Raw genomic sequence first — 20,527 nt, 5'->3', positions numbered from 1 at the left:
GGGCAGCGGGCAGCGGGCAGCGGGCAGCGGGCAGCGGGCAGCGGGCAGCGGGCAGCGGGCAGCGGGCAGCGGGCAGCGGGCAGCGGGCAGCGGGCAGCGGGCAGCGGGCAGCGGGTCACGGGTCACGGGTCACGGGTCACGGGTCACGGGTAGCGGGTAGCGGGTAGCGGTCTTGCTATCAACCCTCGATCAATCAGAGTATCCGCCAAAGATCTCGCGTCACATCCGCCGAGAACGTCCACCGCCCGTCGCGAAGCCCCCTCGCAATGTCGAACCGCACAAGATCGAACAACATGAGTGCACCCACTCCCACGGAGGGGTACCACTCAACATCCCGCTTTCTCCCGACGACTATGTCGAGAGCCGGTTTGCGCGGATCCGCGCGGTCGTTTTTCCAGAGCACGTTTGCGAATGGCGCGAGAGTGATCGTCGCCGGCGTTCTGCCGTATCGTCCGAGGGGGAACGACGGAAACGGCACGGGCGTCTGCAACTCCAGCCGATGGCTCCATCCGGCGTCCGTCGCGAACTGGTGATAATCGTACCCGGGACCCGTGACCGGCCCGCCGAGATAGACGAAGTTTTGCGGCGGTATCAGACCGGCACCGGAAATGAACGCGACGAGCGATCTCGAGACGATTCGCTGCCGCCCGAATGGCCGCTCAAAATTTCCAGTGATGACGAATCGACCGAAGGTAGCGCCGCTCGTTCCCTGATCCTCGCCGCGATAACGGATGACGCTCGCCTCCGCATGCAGCTGCGTCTCGAATCCCATCGGGCCGAGCTTCGTCGGAAGATCGAGTGAGCCGGTGAGCCGCCGTTCCGTGACCGCCCACGCAGGCGTCGGCGCCTCATACCGCCCTGATGCCGGCGTCGCATTTCGCTCGAGCTGCCGCTCGTGCTCGAACGTGCCCTCGACCGCTCCCATCCAACCCGCGCCGAGCGGCATGCGCGCCGCCGCCGAGACTCCGCGAGCGCCGTAGAGATCGGTGTAATCGCTGCCGAACTCCTGCGCCGCGATGCTGTTCACGGCGAGCGACCGCTCCATCACATCGCCGGCATCGCGATAATCGCGAAATCCGGTGACGGACACGCCCGCACCGCTGGCGCGACGGTAGGAGAGCTCTCCGCGCACCTTCGGCTCATGATCGGCGAATCCGTACCGTCCGCGCGCAGTGAGCACGAATCCCTCGCCGAGCCGCTGAGTGAGGCCGCCGCCGAGTGCGAGGCCTTCGACGCGATTGACGCGGATGAAGTCGGACACGCTTCGTCCCGAGATCGCCGTACTCCGCGTGCGTGCCAGTGCCTGTCCGCGCACGAGCGCACGCGCCTCTTCCTGTACCTTCGCGACGTCGGCGTCGGTAACCGCGCGAACGTCGGGCGGCAGTGAATCGAGCACCTGCCCCGTGAACGGGAACGGCATCGGCGTGCCGCGCGGCGCGAGGGCGATTTCCGGCCCGCCGAATATTCCCGCGGGCAACGCCTTGTTCACTTCGTAGCCGCTGATCTCCCACCGCCCGCGAATGATTCCCCGCGCCGGATAATCGAGCCATGTGCCCGTGCGCCGAATCTCGATCTCCTGCCTCCGCGGGAGCCAGAAGCGGCCATCGATCAGCCCGTTCTCGAGCACCACGCTCACGTCCTCGAGCTCCTTGTCGCGAAGCGCGGCGCGCGTGAAACTGAACGCCATCCGCACGACTTCTCCGCTTTCCTTGTCTATATAGACAGCCCCGATGGCGCGGGGCTCGCGGTCGTTCTTCGGACGCACGCGCACTTCGTACACGTCGAGCGTCCTCGGCCCGATCCGGATCTCGAGCGAGTCGCGAATGGCGTAGTCGTACTGGAGCAGACCTTCCGCCGAGAGTGGGTGCGGGACGTCGCGCACCTCGTCGCCTTCGCCGAGGCGGATGATGTTGGGGAAGTTGTTCTGGACTATTCCGAGGTGATCGCGGTGGTAATTGATGTCGGTCGGCAGGAGCAGAGTGTCGCGCCGGCCGGCGATAAGCTGCTTGCTGAGATTCGGCGCCTGCCAGTACACGTCTAGCGCCAGCTCGTCCGCCTTGACGATCTTTGGCGGTTCGGTGAAGCCTTCACCAACCTGGGCAAGGAATGTCAGGTAACCGTGCGCAGCCGCCTTGTAGCTGGCGAGCGCGGTGTCGGCGATCTGTCGCGCTCTCCGTTCGGTCGCCTGCTCCACGAGGCCCCGCGACCGGGGGTCGTTCCACTCCTGCGCGAGGAGAGGAGCGGGAAGGGACGCGACTGAAGCGAATCCACAGGCGGCGAGCAGTACCGCGATTGACCGTCGCATCATCAGGGAAAGTTACGTGAGGGATGTGCCGGAGCAATTGAATACTGTCCGCCGCGGCGATGCTTCCAAGGCCGAATGACTGACGACGCCTTCGACCGATTTGCGGCGCTGGCGCGTGGCGCGGACAGCGCACCGGGCCACGCGAGGGGCGCACGCATCGTCCCCGTGTGGCGCGAGCTGGTGCTCGACGCCGACACTCCCGTCGCCGCCTACGCTCGGATAAGGCGCGGCGCGTTCGGCTTCCTCCTGGAATCCGCTCCCGCCGGCGGCGAGACCTGGGCGCGCTACACGTTCCTCGGCACCGAGCCGCGCTTAGCGTGGCGTCTGCGCGACGGCGTGGTCGAGGACTGGGATGGGCACCGCGGCTGGCATTCCGCGCGGACGCCGGCGGATCCGCTGGCGGACCTCGACGCCATTGTAGCCGCGGCGGAGCCGGCTGACGTCCCCGAGCTGGGCGAGTTCTGGACGGGAGCCGTCGGATACTTCGGTTACGACTGCGTCCGTCTCATCGAGCGGCTGCCCCCGGCCCCGCCACGCCCATCGAGTGCGCCAGACGCAGTGTTCGTGTTCACTCGATCAATGGTGATCGTGGACAATCTGAAATCACGCGCCCGAATCGTCGTCGGCGTTCCCGTCGAGTCCGGCGCGGCGGAGGACGAGCTGAGGAGACTGCACGACGAGGCGATGGATGATGTTTGCGAGATCGAGCGGCGGCTGCGCGAGCCCAATCCGCTTCCCGTGCTCTCGCTCGATACGACGGCGCCCTCGGCGACCGGTACATCGAGCATCGCCCGCGACGACTTCATCGCCGGAGTGGAGAGAATCCGCGAGTACATTCGTGCCGGCGACTGCTTTCAGGCGTTGCTCTCACGCCGGATCGAGCTCGACGCCGACTTCGATCCGACCACGCTCTACCGCTCGCTTCGCGCGCTGAATCCGTCGCCGTACATGTACCACCTCGTGCTCGACGGAGTGGAGATAGTCGGCAGCTCGCCCGAGCTCCTCGTCCGACTGGCCGACAATCGCGTGACGCTGCGCCCCATCGCCGGCACGCGCCCCCGTGGGACAACTCCCCAGCGCGACGCCGAGCTTTCCGCCGAGCTGCTGGCCGATCCCAAGGAACGCGCCGAGCATATCATGCTGGTGGACCTGGGGCGGAACGACGTGGGCCGCGTGGCGCGGTACGGCACCGTGGAGGTCACCGAGCTCATGAAGGTGGAGAAGTACTCGCATGTGCTCCACATCGTGAGCCAGGTCGAGGGCGAGCTCGACCGCGAGCGCTCGGCCATGGACGTATTCCGTGCGACGTTTCCCGCGGGGACGATGACCGGGGCGCCCAAGGTGAGGGCGATGGAGATCATCTACGAGCTCGAGCCCGTGTCGCGCGGTCCCTATGCGGGCGCGATCGGATACATCGCCGCTGGTGGAAAGCGGATGGATCTCGCGATCACCATCCGGACATGTGTCATCGCCGATGGTGTCGCGTCCGTTCAGGCGGGTGCCGGGATCGTGGCGGATTCCGTCGGCGAAACCGAATGGGAGGAAACCGAGAGCAAGGCGCGGGCGATACTGATGGCGATCGGACAGGCGAGAGGAGCTGCCTGATGGCGATCGCGGTACCGATGCCGGGGTATGCGAAGATCCGGGCGAACGGCGCGCGCGGACTCGCGGTCGAGAGCTGTCTCCATTCCCTGCAATCCATTCTCGAAAGCGAGACGCTGCACGAATACGCCGCGCGGCAACCCGATGCCCGCCGCTTCATGGGGCGCGCACTGGCCTACGGCATCACGCTTGGGCAAGGATGCGGCGACGTCGTGGTGCGACACGCAATGCGCGGTGGTTTCCTCGCGCGGACGGGATCCGATCTCTTTCTTCCGCCGACGCGCGGTCTTCGTGAGCTGATGAATTCGCTGCGCCTCCGGCTTGCCGGCGTTCCCACGCCGGAAGTGATCGCATTCGTGAGCTATCGCGCCGGGCCGCTCCTGAGGCGGAGCGATGTCGCCACGCGTGAGATTCCCCAGAGCCACGACCTGGCTGTCGTGCTCCGCGAAATGAGGCCAGGCGACGACCGCGATGCGTGTCTTCGCGCCACCGGGCTGCTTCTCGCGTCGCTCGCGCGCGCGGGGGCGCACCATCCCGATCTCAACGCGCGCAATATTCTCATCGCATGGGATGCGGCCGACGGCGCGGGCGCCCATGTTCTCGACGTGGACCGCATCCGCTTTCACGTTCGCGGCGATCCGATGGTCGCCAAGGCCAACATGGCGCGACTCGACCGCTCGCTTCGCAAGCTGCGCGAGACGGAATCGCTCGAGATATCGGACGCCGAGATTGGGCGCATCCGCTCGGCTGCAAGCGAGGCGATGAAGAGATGACCGGCGCTCTCGACCGCATCTGCATCGTGATGATGAGCGCCGTCGGCGACGCCGTGCACGTGCTGCCGGTGATCAACGCCATCAAGCGCGCTCATCCCGCGTCGCACATCACATGGGTGCTCCAGCCCGGCCCGGCGTCGCTGGTACGCGGACATCCCGCGGTTGACGACATCATCATCTTCGATCGTTCGCCGCGATTGAAGGCTTTCCGCGATGTGATCGGGTCTCTGCGCGCGCGCCGCTTCGATCTCCTCCTGGACCTGCAGGTCTACTTCAAGGCCGGCGTGATCACCGCTCTGTCCGGCGCGCCCCGCCGGCTTGGCTTCGACCTCGCACGGGCGCGCGACGCCAACTGGCTCTTCACCACCGAGCGGATTCCCGCGCATCCCGTGCAGCACGTGCAGGACCAGTATTTCGAGTTCCTGCGACCGCTGGGAATAGACCCGGAACCGGTGGAATGGGGACTCGGCCCCTGGGAGAGCGAGCGCGCCTGGCAGAAGGAGTTCGTGAAGAGGTTCGAGCGGTCCATCGCGGCGATTGTCGTGGCCACGAGCAAACCGGAGAAAGACTGGATTCCCGCGGGGTGGGCGGCGGTGTGCGACATACTGTCCGAGCAATACGGCCTCCAGCCCGTGCTCGTCGGGGGCAGCTCGAAGCGGGAGAGGAACGCCGCCACCGAGATAGCCGCCGAGAGCAGGAGTTATCCCTGCCCCGCGCTCGGCAGCGGACTTCGCAGGCTCGTCTCCATTCTCGACGCGTCGGAGCTCGTGCTGTCCCCCGACACCGGTCCGCTTCACATGGCCGTCGCGCTCGGGCGGCCCGTCATCTCGCTGATGGGCTACACCGATCCGCGCCGCACCGGGCCGTATCGAAGGTTCCAGGATCTCGTCATTGACGCATTCCACGACCGCGGTGAAACGGGGCCGGTGACGATGGCGACGAAGCCGGATCGCATGTCGCGGATCTCGGTCCCCGACGTCGCGGACAAGCTCGCGATCTGGGCCGAGCGCTACCGCGGGAAGTCGTAGGTCACGCCAAGCTCGCGCAGCAGCGCGACGAGCCGCACCAGCGACAGCCCCATCACGGCGAAGTAATCGCCGTCTATCCGCCGCACGATCGTCGCCCCGAACCCCTGAATTCCGTACGCCCCCGCCTTGTCCATCGGCTCGCCGGTGGCGACGTAGCGGCGGATGTCGTCCTCGTCGAGCGGCATGAACGTCACGTCCACCTGCTCGACCGCCGATACCGTACGTCCCTCGTTGGACACCGCGACAGCTGTTATCACGGTGTGCGATCTGCCGCTCAGCATCGCCAGCATTCGCTCGGCGTCGCCGACGTCGAGCGGCTTGCCGAGCACGATGCCGTCTATCACGACGATCGTGTCGGCGCTGATCACGAGCGCATCGAGCGCATCGGCCGCGATCTTCTCCGCCTTAGCCCGCGCGAGGCGCTCGGCGTGCGCTTCGGCGATCTCTCCGGCAAGGTAGGTCTCGTCGGTATCGGCGGGAATCACCTCGTGGCGAATGCCGACGAGGTCGAGCAGCTGGCATCTGCGCGGCGACGACGACGCAAGAATGACGCGAAGGTCGGAGATAGATGGCATGGTATCGCCGGCTTTCAGGCGCGAGGTTGCGTCAGCGCTCGAGCCAGAGCGTGACCGGGCCGTCGTTCACCAGCTCGACGTCCATCATCGCGCCGAACTCGCCCGTCTCGACCTTGAGGCCGCGCGCCTTCAGCGCCGCGAGAAACGCCTCGTAGAGCGGAATCGCCGTGTCCGGCCGGGCAGCGTCAATGAAGCTCGGACGTCTTCCCTTCTCCGCGTTGCCGTAGAGCGTGAACTGGGAAACGACGAGAACCGCACCACGCACGTCGGCGAGAGCGAGGTTCATCTTGTCCTCCGCGTCGGCGAACAGTCTCAGCCCCGACACTTTCTCGGCCATCCACTCCACCTGGTCGCCGGTGTCGGTGTGCGTGATGCCGACGAACAGCAGGAAGCCGCGGCCGATCTTCCCGGTCGTCCGGCCGGCGACGCGAACCTCGGCGCGCGAGACACGCTGGAGCAGAACTCGCAGCGGCTACTCGACCGTGACGGACTTCGCGAGGTTGCGCGGCTGGTCCACGTTCGACCCGCGCTTGACCGCGATGTAGTACGCCATGAGCTGAAGTGGAATGCAGGCCAGCACCGGCGTCAGCATGTCAATCGTCTCGGGAATGCGGATCTCGTAATCCAGCTTCCCGGCGAGCGCGGGCTCATCGCGGCTGGTGATCGCGATGACCTTTCCCTTCCGCGCTTTCACTTCCTGCACGTTCGACACGATCTTGTCGAACACGGCATCGTGCGGCGCGATGAACACCACCGGCATCATCTCGTCAATCAGCGCGATGGGCCCGTGCTTCATCTCCGCCGCGGGATATCCCTCGGCGTGGATGTAGCTGATCTCCTTGAGCTTGAGCGCTCCCTCGAGCGCCGTGGGGAAATTGTAGCCGCGGCCGAGGTAGAGGAAATTCTGCGCGCGCTTGAACTCCTCGGCGAGCGCCTCGATCTCTTCGGCGCGGTCGAGGATCTGCTTCACCTGTCCGGGGAGAGCGCGGAGCGCCTCGATGATCTCCTTGCCGTGCACCACGGAGACGTCCTTGAGGCGGCCGATCTTGAGCGTCAGGAGGGCGAGCGCGACGACCTGGCTCGTGAAAGCCTTCGTCGAGGCGACTCCTATCTCCGGGCCGGCGTGCACGTAGATGCCGCCGTGCGACTCGCGCGCGATCGTCGAGCCGACGACGTTGACGACGCCGTATGTGCGGGCGCCGCGGTTCCTCGCCTCACGCATGGCGGCGAGAGTGTCGGCTGTCTCGCCCGACTGTGAGATGACGATGCAGAGCGTGCGATCGTTGACGATGGGATTGCGATAGCGGAACTCCGACGAGTACTCGACTTCCACCGGAATTCTCGTCAGCTCTTCCATCATGTGCTCGCCGATGAGGGCCGAATGCCAGCTGGTGCCGCAGGCGGTGATGACGATGTTGTCGAATCTGAGGAGCTCCTCGTCGGTCATGTTGAGGCCGCCGAGCTTCGACGTGCCTTCCTCGTCGAGGAGGCGTCCGCGCATGCAGTTCTCGATCGTCTCCGGCTGCTCGAAGATTTCCTTGAGCATGAAATGGTCGAATCCACCGCGCTCGATCTGCTGGAGGTCCCACTCGATCTTGTGGACCGTTCTCTCGAGCTCCTTTGCGCGCAGGTCAATGACGCGATAGCCGTCGCGTGTCAGCACCGCGAGGTCGCCGTCGTCGAGATAGACAACTTCGCGCGTGTGCGCGAGAATCGCGGAGGCGTCGCTGGCGACGTAGTACTCGCCGTCGCCGAGGCCGATGAGGAGGGGGCTGCCTTTGCGCGCGGCGACGATCTTGTCGGGATCCTCGCTGGAGACGACCGCGATGCCGTAGGTGCCTTCGACCTGCCAGAGCGCCTCGATGACCGCGTTCTCGAGGTTTCCGTCGAACGCCTCCTCGATGAGGTGGGCAAGGACTTCGGTGTCCGTCTCGGAGACGAACTTGTGTCCGCGCTCGATGAGGTGGGCCTTGAGGGCGGTCGAGTTCTCGATGATGCCGTTGTGGACGATGGCGATCTGGCCTTTGCAATCCACGTGCGGGTGGGCGTTGCACTCGGTCGGCGCGCCGTGAGTGGCCCAGCGGGTGTGGGCGATGCCGAGGTTGCCGACAATCGGAGCGGTAGCCAGCGCGGCCTCGAGGCGGGAGATCTTGCCTGCGGCCTTTCGTGTTTCGACGCCGTGTCCGTTGAGGATGGCGACGCCGGCTGAGTCATAGCCGCGGTATTCGAGGCGTTTCAATCCCTCGAGCAGCAGAGGTGTCGCCCCGCGCTCTCCGATATATCCCACGATTCCGCACATGCGTCGCTCAATCAGTTAGGGGGCTTTGATCCGCTCCGATCCGGAAGTTAACGGGCAAGACGGGGGCCGTGATAGCGGGCCTGGTTCCCCGCAGAACCAAAGCCACACAAATGGCAATTGGGAGCTATCGGAGAAGCACGGTAAGCAGCTCTGTTGCAACATCTGTCAGGCCGAGTTCGAGATCGTCTGACAGGGGGCCGACTGCGGCGCATGGCCCGCCCTAGAGCTTGTTGGCGTACTCCGAGAACTTGGAGGAAATGCGGCTGCCGAAGAACGTGACCGCAACGATCGCGACGATCGCGACAAACGCCACGAGAATTCCATACTCGGCTAGAGCTGCACCGTCTTCGTCACGTAGAAACCCGGCGATCGTTGGTCTGTGCTGATGCATGCATCCCCCTGTGCGAAGTGGTTTGGCCTCAAACGCCGCCTACCTTACTACGTTCCACCGGCACCAGCAATGCCGGCGTTCAGGTAAATAGTTTGATCGGTCTCATATCATGTTCCTCTCTCGGAGGGCCGAGCGAGCCGCGCAAGCGCCGTCACCCACGCCGGCGCGGCACCGTCGTTTGGCCGCCTCAAGACCATCAACGTTGCAGGCAAATAGCAAAACGCGTTCATCAACACGCCTGTGTCGTGGGACACGACCACGTTTGGAGCGGACTGAAAGAAGTGCTGGGAGATAAAGCCAATCGAAGATATCATCGACAGCAGCTGATTCTCGCGCTTCGTTGATGCGACAAGCAGCAACGGCAAGCCTTCGTACCAAGCCGCCGTTAGGGGTATCAGAGCAAGCGCTACGAGCAGCCGGGCTTCGGAGCGCCGCCACCGGAGCAACGCGAGGAGAATAGCGAAGCCGCCTGCGCGTGTGACGGGAGATGACAGCTCTCGCGGCCCTGAGATCACATCGAACCACTGACTCGGCCAGTCGGGAAGCATGGCGAGACTTACAATCATCAAGAGAATTGCGCCCAGGGTGCCAATCTTGAGAGCGCGCGAGGAACCGGTCGCGAGGGCCATCGCGAGGCCCGTCGTCGGCTTGCAGATCCAGATCCAGCTCAGCCCCGGCAGGAGGAACGAAGCGGACAGAATCGTCGACCACTGTCCCGTGCGGGCCGAAATGATAAATGCTGCCGAAGGGAAGATCCACACTCGGTTCCAATTGTCCCGAGTCGCTGCGAACGCGAGTGCGGCGGACGAGATCCAGACAAAGACGCCGGTCGCCCAAGCTTCTGTGAGCCACGCCAGGGGTAATGCCGCCACCATCGCCGTCGCCGGATAGAAGAGTCCCCAATCCCACTCGTACCAGCGACCTGGGCCTACCAATGGGAAGGGATTGACTCCCGCCAACAGAGACCGCGCTCCGAACCAGACAATTCCGAGGTCGGACGGCCGATCAGGAGTACGAAGATGCTCGGCGATGGGGAAAAGCACGGCCACCGTGGCGATGATCAAGGCGACTGCGAGTCGCGCTCGCATGGATGGCGCACTTTCCCTGGCTCCCACCCCTTCTGCCACAGTGCTGCCCTAAACCGAAAGCGCTAAACCGAAAGCGCGTCGAGCGGCCCTCTACACTTCGCGATCAGCGCCTCCGCCTCTTCCCTCGTCGGCGCCTCAGCGATCACGCGCACGACCGGCTCGGTCCCCGACGGCCGCACATGCACCCACCGATCCGCCCACGCAAGCCGCAACCCGTCCTGCGTATCCACGTCGGCATCGGCGAACGCCTCGCGCAGCGACGCATACACCGTGTCCAGCGGCGCCGAGGGACGATCGAGCTTGTTCTTCACGATGAAATACCGTGGGTACGATGACACGATCGCCGACAACGGCCGCTTCTCCTCGAGCAACAGCTGGAGAATGAGCGCTGCGCCCACCGGCGCGTCGCGGCCAAGATGCATCTCGGTGAGAATCACTCCCCCGTTGCCTTCGCCGCCGACCGGAGCATTCTCCGATCTCATGCGCGTCGCGACGTTCACCTCCCCCACCGGCGTCCGAATCACACTGCGATCCTGTTCGCGCGCGATGTCGTCCACGATCCGGCTCGTCGAGAGATTCGTCACGATAGCGCCCTCGCGATGACGCAGCACCACCTTCGCCGCCAGCGCGAGCGTGTAATCCTCACCGATGGCCTTCCCTTCGTCGGAGATGAGCGCGAGCCGGTCCACATCGGGGTCAACCGCGAAGCCGATCTCCGCGTCCGTAGTCCGTACAAGCTCCTCGAGCTCGCCGAGGTTCTCCGGCACCGGCTCGGGTGCGCGCGGAAATCGGCCGTCGGTCTCGAGATTGATCGCCGACACACGACACCCAAGCTGCCTGAGCAGCTCGGGCATGAACGCGCCGCCCGCGCCGCGCACACAGTCCAGAGCGACGTGGAATTCGCGCCGCCTGATCCCCTCGACGTCCAGGAAGGGCAACGACAGAACCTGCTTGATGTGCCTCGCGATCGCGGATGCATCGCTCTCGATCACGCCGAGCTCGTCCCACGCCGCGCGGGGAATCGTCCCCTCGACCACGGCGCGCATCTCGGCCGCCTCGGCCCCATCGAGAAACAGTCCCGACGGTCCGATGAACTTGAGCGCGTTCCACTCGATTGGATTGTGGCTTGCCGTGATCGCGAGACCACCGGCCGCGTGATGGTGCTCCACGGCGAGTTGAATCGTCGGCGTCGGCGCCATTCCCACGTCTATCACGTCGCAACCGACGGATTGCAGCGCCGACATCACGACCGGCTGAAACATCGGCCCGGAGACACGGCTGTCGCGTCCGACGACGATCTTCACGCGACCGCCTCCCGCACGCTGCCTCGCCCACGCGCCGAAGCCGGACGCGAATTTCGCAATGATCTCGGGGGTGAGCGCTTCGCCCACTCGCCCGCGTACTCCCGACACACTCACCATCAGACCTTCGTATGCCATTCACGCTCCCCTGATTTCGTTACATAATGTCATGCGACCCAAGGCTACGCACTATCCCGCTGCCCGTGACCCGCTGCCCGTGACCCGCTGCCCGCTATCCGTGTCCCGTTGCGAGGAACGTCAAGCTTATCGCTGACAATCAGACAATCAGACAATCAGACAATCGGGCAACGGGCAACGGGCAGCGGGTAACGGGTAACGGGTAATCACCCTTATGTTTGAGGGGTAGCCCAACCCTCACTCGACAGGCATGACCCGCATCTTCGACGCAGACACGAACGCCGGATTCGGAACCCGCGCAATTCACGCCGGACAGCGACCCGACCTCCTCTCGGGTGCCATCATGACCCCGATCTACACCACCTCGACGTACGTCCAGGAAGGACTCGGCGAGAACAAGGGGTACGAATACGCGCGCGGCAAGAATCCCACGCGAGAGGCGCTGGAGCGGAACGTCGCCACGCTCGAGGGCGGGATACACGGATTCGCGTTCTCCAGCGGAATGGGGTGCCTCGACTCGATCATGAAGCAGTTCCGGTCGGGCGATCACATCGTCTGCGGGGAGAATGTCTATGGCGGCACATTCCGCCTGTTCGACAAGATCCTCCAGAACTACGGGCTCGAGTTCACGTTCGTGGACACACGCGATCCGCAGCGGGTCGCCGACGCGTGCCGGGCGAACACGAAGGCGATACTGATCGAGACGCCCACCAATCCGCTGATGCGTCTCACCGATCTCTCCGCGGTTGGCGACATCGCGCGGCACGCCGGCGCGATGTTCATCGTGGACAACACGTTCGCCACTCCGTTCTTCCAGCGGCCCTTCGATCACGGCGCTGATATCGTCTATCACTCCACCACGAAATATCTGAACGGGCACAGCGACATGATCGGCGGAATCGCCATCACGCGGCGGGACGACATCGCCGAACGGCTGGAGTTCATTCAGAATGCGGCTGGAGCGGTGCCGGGCCCGTTCGATTCATGGCTGGCGCTGCGCGGCACCAAGACGCTGCATCTGCGCATGCCGCGACACGACGCCAACGGCCGCCGCATCGCAGCGTGGCTCGCAGAGAAGCTGGGCGCGGACAACGTGATCTATCCGGGGCTCGAGTCGCATCCGCAGCACGAGCTCGCGAAGCGGCAGATGAAGGGATTCGGCGGAATGATCTCCGTCGAGTTGGGCACGAAGGAGCGCGCTAACGCGGTGCTCAAGAAATTCCGCGTGTTCTCGCTCGCCGAATCGCTCGGCGGCGTGGAGAGTCTGATCAGTCATCCCGCATCCATGACGCACGCGTCCGTCGAGATCGAGCGCCGCGCGCAGCTCGGGATCACCGAGGGGCTCATCCGCCTGTCGTGCGGAGTGGAGGACGTCGAGGATCTTCTCGCGGACGTGGAACAGGCATTCGCCTGACAGCGCTCGATTCGCAGTCGTATCCGCTGACGCGGAGAGCGTGAAATGAAGCTGCTGCTCGTCGGCAACGGCGGCCGTGAGCACGCCATCGCGTGGAAGCTCCTGCGGGACGATCCGTCGCTCGAGCTCATCTGCGCCCCCGGCAACGCCGGGCTCGCCGAGCTCAGCGACTGTATTCCCGTGAAGCCCGACGACGTCCGCGGGCTGCTCGGGTTCGCCGAGCGCGCGGATGTGGATGTTACCGTCGTTGGTCCGGAGGCGCCTCTGGCGTTGGGGATCGTGGACGCGTTCCGCGATCGGGGACACGCGATCTTCGGCCCGACACGCGCGGCGGCCGAGATCGAGACCTCCAAGCGGTTCGCCAAGTCGCTCATGATGAAGTCGGGCATTCCCACCGCAACAGCATCTCATCACACCGATGCTGGCGATGCCCTCCGCGCGGTGGCGAAGCTGGGCACGCCCGCGGTGATCAAGGCATCGGGCCTCGCCGCTGGCAAGGGGGTGGTGATTGCGCGCAGCAGCGAAGAGGCGGAGCGCGCGGTCTACATGATGCTTCACGATCGCGCGTTCGGAGACGCGGGCGACGAGATTCTCATCGAGGAGTTCATGGAGGGCGAGGAGCTGTCGCTGTTCGTCCTCACCGACGGCACGAACGTTCTCCCGATGATCGCGGCGCAGGACCACAAGCGGCTGCTCGACGGCGACCTCGGCCCCAACACCGGCGGCATGGGCGCGTACGCCCCGGTGTCCGTCGCGACGCCAGAGGTGCTCGGCAAGGCGATGGACCGGATCATCGAGCCGACGCTGGCCGCGCTGAGGGGCGAGGGACGCGCATTCACCGGACTGCTTTACGCGGGGCTGATGTTGACGGACACGGGGCCGCGGGTGGTGGAGTTCAACTGCCGCTTCGGCGATCCGGAGACGGAGACGATTCTCCCGCTGATGGCGAGCTCGCTTCTCGATCCGGTTTGCGCGATCGCGCGCGGAGAGTCGCTCGCCGGAATGGCGCCGATCACGTGGTCGGGGCAGGTAGCGGTGACAACGGTGCTGGCGTCGCACGGATACCCCGACTCGTCGCGAAAGGACGATACCATTCGACTCCCCGCCCCACCGCACGGCTTGTACGTCTTTCATGCTGCTACCGCGCGCGACCGCGAGACCGGCGAGCTGACGACGAATGGCGGGCGCGTTCTCGCAATAACCGGCACGGGCGCGACGATCGCCGAGGCGGCGGCGTGCTCGCGACAGTACGCGGAGCGGGTGTCGTTCGACGGCAAGCAATTCCGCCGTGACATTGCCTGGCGGGAGCTGGAGCGAGATGCCGGAGCTGCCTGAGACCGAGACCATCGCGCGGGACCTCGACAGCGCGATCTCCGGCCGCGGGATCGTCGCCGTTATCGTTACGCGGCCCGACGTGCTGCGCGAGGTGACCAAAACCGCATTCGCGCGACGGCTTCGCGGCGCGGAGATCGTGAGAAGCTGGCGCAGGGCCAAGCTCATCGTCACTGATCTCTCCACCGGCGACCGGCTCGTCGTACAGCCGCGCTTCACCGGAGCGATGATCGTCGAGGACGAATCGCTCGACCCTGCGCATCTGGCATATTCGACTCTCCGCATCGCCCTCGACGACGGACGCGCGCTTCATTACTGCGACGTGCGACGGCTCGGCACCGTTGCCCTGATGGACGAGACCCGATTCGCCGGGTACTCCGGCGCTCTGGGAAAAGAGCCACTTGACCGAACCTTCACCGCGGCCCAATTATCGGGCGTTCTTCGGGGGTCGTCCCAGCCGGTAAAAAAGGTCTTGATGGATCAGCGCAGGATCGCGGGAATCGGAAACATCTACGCCAACGAGGCGCTCTGGCGCGCGGGCATAGACCCGTCCAGGCCGTCGAGCTCCATCGGAGCCGATGAAGCCGTGTCACTCCGCGACGAAATCGTCGCCGTCCTCCGGGAATCCATCAAAGCGCGCGGCACCAGCTTCCGCGACTACCGCGACGCCCGGGGTCAGCGCGGCACTTTCGCCGAAAAGCTCCAGGCGTATGGGCGCGAAGGCGAGCAATGCCTGCGCTGCGGCGCAAAGCTGATCGGCACCCACGCCATTGACGGACGCGCGACGGTGTTCTGCGCGCGGTGCCAGTGGTGAGCCGCGGGCGACGCGGATCCGACCGGCGCGAGCCCACCAGCGACGCGCAGATCGAGGTCATGAAGAACCTCGTTCGAGCAGGGGCCGCCGACCGGCCGGGCATTTACCGCATGCTCTCGTCCACCGGCGAAGTCGTCTATGTCGGCAAGTCGAAGCGCGTGCGGAGCCGGCTCCTCAGCTACTTCCGCTGCGCGTATCCCGGGGAAAAGGGGGCGCGGATCCTGCGCGAGGCGGAGACAATAGACTGGGAGTACACGCCGAGCGAGTTCGCTGCGCTGCTGCGCGAGCTGCGGCTGATCAAGTCGTATCGCCCTCGCCTCAACTTCGCGATGAAGCGCGACGCCACGCATTACTCGTTCATCAAGCTGACGCGCCGCCCGGCTCCCAAGCTTACGGTAGTCCGCGGTGCCTCCGCCGACGACGCATCCGTCTATTACGGCCCGTTCGTCGGCGCGCAGCGCATCGGCGAGGCGCTACGCGAGCTGAGCGACGCGCTCATGCTCCGCGACTGCAAGTCGGACATGGAGATGCACTTCAGCGATCAGCAGGAGCTGTTTCAGCTCTTGTCGCGAACCCCCGGATGCATCCGGTACGAGATCGCCAAGTGCATGGGTCCGTGCGTTGGCGGTTGCTCGGCCGCCGAGTATGACGAGCGTGTGGCGATGGCGCGGGCGTTCCTCGACGGATCGAACGACGGACCGATCGAGATGCTGCGCGGAAGGATGGACGAGGCGAGCGAGCGGCTGGAATTCGAGCGCGCGGCGGCGTACCGCGACAAGCTCGGCCGGCTCGAGGTTCTGCGCGAACAGTTCGGACGGCTGCGATTCGCCGTCGAGAAGCTCTCGTTCGTGTACACCGTGAAGGGCCACGAGGGTGAGGACCGCGTGTATCTCGTCAAGCGCGGCGTCGTGCGCGCCGAGCTCGACAAGCCGCGCACCTCCTGGCAGAGAACGAAACTCAAACGACTCGCCGAGGACATGTTCTCCGTCCAGGAGAAACCGACGACGAGCGTGCCGACTCACGAGATAGACGAGCTGCTGCTCCTCTCGTCGTGGTTTCGCCGCTTTCCCACCGAGATGGGAAAGACGCGAAAAGTATCCTAGGTGACCGACCATCCGCTGCCCCATCTCGTACTGGTCAACCTCGGTACTCCGCAGGAGCCGAGTCCAGCCGCCGTACGCGAGTTCCTGGACGAGTTCCTCAGCGACCCCGCCGTCGTGGATCTACCGCGGTGGCTGTGGCTGCCGATCCTGCGCGGGATCGTGCTCCGCAAGCGCCCGGCGCGAGTCGCGGAGCAGTACGGGTCCATCTGGAGCGCGGGCGGCTCGCCCCTGCGCGTAGCCACCGAACAGATCGTGGCCGGCGTGAGGGAGCGCGCCTCGGGGCGCTTCGGGGTGAGCGCGGCCTACCGCTACGGCGAACCCTCGCTCGACACGGTGATGCACGCTCTGGCCGGCGAGGGCGCGGGGCCGGTGATCGTCACGCCGCTCTTTCCGCACCGTACCGATGCGACGACCGGGACCGCGTTCCGGCGCGCCCGCGAGGCCGCCGAGCGCGCGGGGATCGCCGCCCGCCTGGTCGAGCGACTGATCCACCCTGCGGACCCAGGGTATGTGGAGGCGATGGCCACGCAGTGGCGCCGCGCCGTCGCGAAGGCCGATCACGAGATCGAACATCTCGTCGTCTCCTTTCACGGGATCCCGGTGCGGTACGACCGGCGGGAGGGCGGAGTGTACGTGCGTGACTGCGAAGCGACGACGCGCGCCTTCCTGGAAGCGATCCGCTGGCCGCGCGACTGCGCGACGCTCGCCTTCCAGTCGAAGTTCGGCCCCGAGCCGTGGCTCAAGCCGGCGACCGCCAACGTGCTCGAGGAGCTGCCGCGCCGCGGCGTGCGCCGCGTGGCGGTCATCACGCCGGGATTCCTCACGGAGGGGCTGGAGACGATCGAAGAGATCGGCATCCGCGGGCGCGAGTCGTTTCTCGACGCTGGCGGCACTCATTTCCTCCGCGTCGGATCGGTCGCGGCGGAATCCGCGTTTCTCGACGCGCTTGCGGGGCTCGCCGCCGGCTGACCGCGTTGTCGGGGATCAGCTGACCCCGTGTCGGAGCTTTCACGGAACTTTCACGTCCATGACGAGACTGTGACACAGGCGGTTGGATAACTGCTAGAATGCCACGTGCAGTTCCTTTCTCGTCGCTCTCGACTGGTGGGCGGAGGCGTGCATGCATCGGATAGGGGTGGTGGGAATCTCGTGGCGACACCGTCGGGCCGACGTGCTCGGCGCGTTCACGATTCCGCGCGAGGAACGCGAGGAGCGAGTGCCGAAGCTTGCCGCGACGACCGGCGTCCGCGAGCTCGTCTACCTGGCGACGTGCAACCGCGTGGAGGTCGCGTTCGCCATCGACCGGGCGACGCCGATGGAGGCATGCCGGCGCCAGTTCTTCGCGGCGCTGGCGGGACGAGAGCCGCACGCGGGCGAGGCCGAGCACACGCTGCGGATCTGGCAGGGTGAAGGCGCTGCCGAGCATCTCTTCCTGATGACGGCGGGGCTCGACTCGGCTCGCGTCGGCGAACGCGAGATCGCGGGGCAGGTGCGCGAGGCCGTCGACCAGTCCCGGACACTTGGCTTGCTCGGTCCGCGGCTCGACAACGTGTTCGCCGAGGCGATGAAGGTCGCCAGGCACGTCCGTCCGGTGACCGAAGGTCGGATCGGCCGTGTCTCACTCGCCGAGATCGCGCTGCGTCACGTGATCGAGCGGATCGGGCGCACGCCCGGGCGCGTCGCCCTCGTCGGCGTCTCGCCGATGACCGACCAGTGCGCGCGGGCACTCGCGGCGCGCGGCGTGCCCGTGATCATCGTCAATCGCACGCTCGAACGGGCGCAGTCACTGGCGACCGACGTCGGCGGCGAGAGCCGCGCGCTCGACGCATTCCGTGCCGCCCCGGACGGTGTCGAAGTCGTGGTCGTCGCCACGGGGGCGCGCGAGCCGGTGCTCTCCCGGGCGGACCTGGAGCGGATAGCGGCGCGTGCGCCCTCGGGCGAGTCTCCGCTGGTGGTGGACCTGGGGGTGCCCGCCAACGTGGCGCCCGAGGATGCGGCCGCCGCCGATGTGCCGCGGGTCGGGATGGACGACATCAGCGAGGAGGCCGCGGCCGACCGCGGCCGGATCCTGATGGAGTTCGCCGAGGCGCGAGCAATCGTGGACGAGGCGCTGACTGATCTGCGGCGACACGCCGCGAACCGGCTCATCGGGCCGATGATCGCGCAGATGCGCCTGCGCTACCGCCAGACAGCCCTGGAAGGGGTGGAGCGGCTGTTCGAGCGCGATCTCGCCGGCCTCGGCGAGACCGAGCGCGAGACGATTCGTCGATGGGCGGAAACGCTGGCGCGGCGGTTCGCGCATGTGCCGTCGGTGGGATTGCGCGATCTTGCCTTCCAGGCCGGGCCAAGTGCAGTGGACGCGTTCTTCGAGCACAGCGAGCCGGATCTCGCTCAACTGCTGCACAAGGCGGCGGAGGGCGCGGGTGCGGGATTCCTCGAACCGGCGGGAGACGAATCGTGAGAGTGCGCATCGGCATCCGCGGATCAGCGCTCGCACGCGCGCAGGCGGCGGACGTCGCCCGCCCGGCGGGCCACGCGTGAGGCGCTTTCGCCGCCCCTGGCATTCCACGCGCCCGCTGCAGATGGGGTTCATCGTGCTGCTCGCCGTGTGCAGCGCGCAACTCGCGTACTGGATAGCCGACGAGGTTCGCTACACCGCGCGCGTGCAGGCGCAGCTGCGGGATGCGTACGAGGCGGAGGCGGAGTCGGCTCGCGCCCTGCTGCGTACCGGTGCCGCGTGGCGTCAAGTGGCGCTCATCTATCCCGAGATCGCGCTGTCGGCGGACTCGTCGACCGTACAGGTCGCGCCGCGTGTCCTCGCCGAGCTGGAATCGTCGCGATTCCATCGGCTCAATCGCTATGCGTGGGAAGGGGCCTTCTTCCTCGCGGTGCTGCTCGCGGCGATGGCGGTGGTGTACCGCGCGGTGCGCGAGGAGGCGGAACTCGGGCAGCGTCAGGAGAACTTCCTGGCCGCGGTGTCGCACGAGCTCAAGAGCCCGCTGGCGAGCCTGCGCCTCTCGGTGGAGACGCTGGCGATGCGCGATCCCCCGGCGGAGCGGCGGGCGGAACTGGTGCAGCGACTGCTCGCCGACCTTGGCCGCCTGCAGCGGATGATCGGGAACATCCTCGACACGTCGCGGCTGTCGGCCGCCGAGACGCGCGCGGCGCCGGAACGCGTCGCGCTCGCCGGGGCGGTGTCGTCCATCGTCGACGAGTTGCGCGAGCACGCGGCGGAACACGAGGTGGCGCTGAACACCGATGTCGCGGAGTCTCTCGTCATCTGGGCCGATCCCGAGGGTGTGCGGACGGTTCTGCGGAACCTCCTCCACAACGGCATCCGTGCGGCAAGCGGAGGCCGGCATGTCACCGTGCGGGGGTTCCGCGCGGACGGCTGGGTGCAGCTCGAAGTCCGCGACGACGGCGTCGGATTTCCGCCGCACGAAACGGCGCACCTGTTCGAGAAATTCTATCGCGTGGACGGTGGCAGCTCCGCTCGGGCGGGCGGGACCGGCCTCGGCCTGTACCTGGTCTGGCGCTGCGTCGGTCTCGACGGAGGCCGCGTGACCGGTGAGAGCGCCGGTCCGGGACGCGGCGCCTGTTTCACTGTGAGCTGGCCTTCGGCCACGGAGCACGCATCATGAGCAACCCCACGGCGCGCGTCCTGCTGGTGGAGGACGAGGTCAACCTCGCCCGCGGCATTCGCGAGAACCTCGAGGCGGAGGGCTACGCGGTGGATGTCGTTGGCGACGGTCTCATGGCGCTCGACAAGATCCGGCGCCAGGAGTACGGCCTCGTGATCCTCGACGTGATGCTTCCAGGAATGGACGGCTTCACCGTCTGCCAGACGGCGCGGCTCGAGGGACGCGACACGCCCGTCCTGTTCCTGACGGCGAAGGGTGGAGGCGGCGATCGCATTCGCGGCCTCGAAGTGGGTGGCGATGACTACCTCCCGAAGCCGTTCCAGCTTCGCGAGCTATTGCTCCGTGTCGCGGCGATCCTGCGCCGGCGCTCGCGCTACGACGCGATGACGGCGCTCGAGCCCGTCGCGCGCTTCGGCGGCAACGAGTTCGACTTCCGGAGTTTCCGCGGCCGCTCGTTTGATGGCGGCGACCAGATCCTGACCCAAAAGGAAGCGATGATCCTGAAAGTGCTGGTCGAGCGCGAAGGCGACGTGGTGTGGCGCGACGAGATCCTCGAGAAGGTCTGGGGCGACGACGTGCTGCCTTCGTCGCGCACGATCGACAACTTCATCGCGCGCCTGCGCAAGCGCTTCGAGCCCGACCCCGAGCGGCCGCGCTTCTTTCACACGGTGCGCGGCGTCGGCTACCGGTTCGTCTCCGCGGGCGAGGAGAGCGGATCATGAA

18 protein-coding genes are annotated in these 20,527 nt (G+C 66.3%); 12 read left to right on the top strand and 6 right to left on the bottom strand.

Annotated elements, in window-relative coordinates; all coding sequences use genetic code 11:
- Positions 1-193 precede the first annotated feature (193 nt).
- Entirely contained in the window at positions 194-2,308 is a 2,115-nt protein-coding gene (locus Q7S20_03685) for a hypothetical protein (protein ID MDO8500924.1), read from the bottom strand.
- A 72-nt stretch (positions 2,309-2,380) separates the two neighbouring features.
- On the opposite strand from Q7S20_03685, the gene Q7S20_03680 reads away from it, so the two are divergent.
- Genes Q7S20_03680 through Q7S20_03670 form a run of 3 tightly spaced genes read left to right on the top strand, consistent with a single transcriptional unit; the run spans position 2,381 to position 5,708 of the window.
- The gene (locus Q7S20_03680) at positions 2,381-3,910 is read left to right on the top strand and encodes an anthranilate synthase component I family protein (protein MDO8500923.1); all 1,530 of its coding nucleotides are present in this window, start codon (positions 2,381-2,383) and stop codon (positions 3,908-3,910) included.
- Positions 3,910-4,680, top strand: coding sequence for a lipopolysaccharide kinase InaA family protein (locus Q7S20_03675; protein ID MDO8500922.1), 771 nt, complete (start codon positions 3,910-3,912; stop codon positions 4,678-4,680). Before Q7S20_03680 ends, Q7S20_03675 begins: the two co-directional genes overlap by 1 nt.
- Positions 4,677-5,708: a glycosyltransferase family 9 protein gene (locus Q7S20_03670; GenBank protein MDO8500921.1), complete on the top strand. Its 1,032-nt coding sequence runs from the start codon at positions 4,677-4,679 to the stop codon at positions 5,706-5,708. The genes Q7S20_03675 and Q7S20_03670 overlap by 4 nt, the downstream gene beginning before the upstream one ends.
- On the opposite strand, the gene Q7S20_03665 is transcribed toward Q7S20_03670, so the two are convergent.
- The 4 genes from Q7S20_03665 to Q7S20_03650 all read right to left on the bottom strand — a co-directional run bounded on the left by Q7S20_03665 (position 5,690) and on the right by Q7S20_03650 (position 8,973).
- The gene (locus Q7S20_03665) at positions 5,690-6,283 is read right to left on the bottom strand and encodes a Maf family protein (protein ID MDO8500920.1); all 594 of its coding nucleotides are present in this window, start codon (positions 6,281-6,283) and stop codon (positions 5,690-5,692) included. The two genes, Q7S20_03670 and Q7S20_03665, sit on opposite strands and share 19 nt — an antisense overlap.
- A gap of 31 nt (positions 6,284-6,314) precedes the next feature.
- Complete coding sequence (gene dtd, locus Q7S20_03660) at positions 6,315-6,743, bottom strand: D-aminoacyl-tRNA deacylase (protein ID MDO8500919.1); 429 nt, start codon at positions 6,741-6,743, stop codon at positions 6,315-6,317.
- Between the two features lie 12 nt (positions 6,744-6,755).
- Positions 6,756-8,570 (bottom strand): glutamine--fructose-6-phosphate transaminase (isomerizing), encoded by a 1,815-nt coding sequence (glmS, locus tag Q7S20_03655; GenBank protein MDO8500918.1) that lies wholly within the window; start codon positions 8,568-8,570, stop codon positions 6,756-6,758.
- A 232-nt stretch (positions 8,571-8,802) separates the two neighbouring features.
- The gene (locus Q7S20_03650; protein MDO8500917.1) at positions 8,803-8,973 is read right to left on the bottom strand and encodes a Flp family type IVb pilin; all 171 of its coding nucleotides are present in this window, start codon (positions 8,971-8,973) and stop codon (positions 8,803-8,805) included.
- Between the two features lie 546 nt (positions 8,974-9,519).
- On the opposite strand from Q7S20_03650, the gene Q7S20_03645 reads away from it, so the two are divergent.
- On the top strand, positions 9,520-9,864 hold the full coding sequence (locus tag Q7S20_03645; GenBank protein ID MDO8500916.1) for a hypothetical protein: 345 nt from the start codon (positions 9,520-9,522) through the stop codon (positions 9,862-9,864).
- A 259-nt stretch (positions 9,865-10,123) separates the two neighbouring features.
- Here the strand turns inward: Q7S20_03645 and glmM are convergent, their stop codons facing one another.
- Positions 10,124-11,500, bottom strand: a complete 1,377-nt coding sequence (gene glmM / locus Q7S20_03640; GenBank protein MDO8500915.1) for a phosphoglucosamine mutase — start codon at positions 11,498-11,500, stop codon at positions 10,124-10,126.
- Positions 11,501-11,750: 250 nt separating this feature from the next.
- Here glmM and Q7S20_03635 point away from each other — a divergent pair, with 250 nt between their 5' ends.
- The 8 genes from Q7S20_03635 (at position 11,751) to Q7S20_03600 (ending at position 20,526) form a co-directional block, all read left to right on the top strand.
- Complete coding sequence (locus Q7S20_03635; protein MDO8500914.1) at positions 11,751-12,914, top strand: PLP-dependent transferase; 1,164 nt, start codon at positions 11,751-11,753, stop codon at positions 12,912-12,914.
- A gap of 45 nt (positions 12,915-12,959) precedes the next feature.
- Positions 12,960-14,249 (top strand): phosphoribosylamine--glycine ligase, encoded by a 1,290-nt coding sequence (purD, locus tag Q7S20_03630; GenBank protein ID MDO8500913.1) that lies wholly within the window; start codon positions 12,960-12,962, stop codon positions 14,247-14,249.
- Complete coding sequence (gene mutM / locus Q7S20_03625; protein ID MDO8500912.1) at positions 14,233-15,060, top strand: bifunctional DNA-formamidopyrimidine glycosylase/DNA-(apurinic or apyrimidinic site) lyase; 828 nt, start codon at positions 14,233-14,235, stop codon at positions 15,058-15,060. The genes purD and mutM overlap by 17 nt, the downstream gene beginning before the upstream one ends.
- Positions 15,057-16,163, top strand: a complete 1,107-nt coding sequence (locus tag Q7S20_03620; protein ID MDO8500911.1) for a UvrB/UvrC motif-containing protein — start codon at positions 15,057-15,059, stop codon at positions 16,161-16,163. The genes mutM and Q7S20_03620 overlap by 4 nt, the downstream gene beginning before the upstream one ends.
- Positions 16,164-17,132: a ferrochelatase gene (hemH, locus tag Q7S20_03615; GenBank protein MDO8500910.1), complete on the top strand. Its 969-nt coding sequence runs from the start codon at positions 16,164-16,166 to the stop codon at positions 17,130-17,132.
- Between the two features lie 151 nt (positions 17,133-17,283).
- Entirely contained in the window at positions 17,284-18,624 is a 1,341-nt protein-coding gene (locus tag Q7S20_03610) for a hypothetical protein (GenBank protein ID MDO8500909.1), read from the top strand.
- 76 nt (positions 18,625-18,700) lie between these two features.
- The gene (locus Q7S20_03605) at positions 18,701-19,804 is read left to right on the top strand and encodes a HAMP domain-containing sensor histidine kinase (protein MDO8500908.1); all 1,104 of its coding nucleotides are present in this window, start codon (positions 18,701-18,703) and stop codon (positions 19,802-19,804) included.
- Positions 19,801-20,526, top strand: a complete 726-nt coding sequence (locus Q7S20_03600; GenBank protein MDO8500907.1) for a response regulator transcription factor — start codon at positions 19,801-19,803, stop codon at positions 20,524-20,526. Before Q7S20_03605 ends, Q7S20_03600 begins: the two co-directional genes overlap by 4 nt.
- Position 20,527: the final 1 nt, after the last annotated feature.

The organism is Gemmatimonadaceae bacterium, assembly GCA_030647905.1.
Taxonomy (GTDB): domain Bacteria; phylum Gemmatimonadota; class Gemmatimonadetes; order Gemmatimonadales; family Gemmatimonadaceae; genus UBA4720.
This window is presented reverse-complemented; position numbering and strand designations above follow the sequence as displayed.